We start from the raw sequence: 544 nt of genomic DNA, 5'->3' as shown, positions 1-544 counted from the left end.
CCGAGATGGCGGCCTTCGGGCGCGCAAAGGAAAGCGTTTTCAGGGGTTTCCTCAAGCTCAAGCACGCGGTTCCGTCGCATGACACCTTCTCGGCCGTGTTCCGGATGATCGATCCCAAGGCGCTCGATGCGGCTTTCGGGCGCGTGCTGGCCGATGTCGCGGCCCTCCTTCGTGATGGCGACGTGATCGCCGTTGACGGCAAGGCCCTGCGCGGGGCCCGCGATGCGGGAGAGAGCGGCCGGACGCGGATGATGGTCTCGGCCTATGCGGCGCGGCTGCGCCTGACGCTGGCCAGCGTGCCGGCCGATCGGGGTACGGAACTGGAGGCCGCCATCGAAGCGCTTGGCCTGATCGCGCTCAAGGGGAAGGTGGTGACCGCCGATGCCCTGCACTGCAATCGCCGTACGGTTGCTGCGATTAACGCGGGTGGTGGCGACTGGTGCCTGGCGCTCAAGGCCAACCAGGACTCGCTCCTGTCCGATGCCCGGGCCAGCTTCGGGGCCGAGCCAGACGCGCACCCAAGCGCGCTTTCCGAGGATATCGG

Annotated in this window: 1 protein-coding gene; it reads left to right on the top strand. The window is 68.0% G+C overall.

Translation table 11 applies throughout. From position 1 onward, the window contains the following. Positions 1 to 544 (top strand): ISAs1 family transposase (locus FJQ48_RS12855; RefSeq protein ID WP_139975429.1); only part of this gene is annotated, 544 nt, incomplete at both ends.

Source organism: Ochrobactrum sp. CGA5, assembly GCF_006345815.1.
Taxonomy (GTDB): Bacteria; Pseudomonadota; Alphaproteobacteria; order Rhizobiales; family Rhizobiaceae; genus Brucella.
This window is presented reverse-complemented; position numbering and strand designations above follow the sequence as displayed.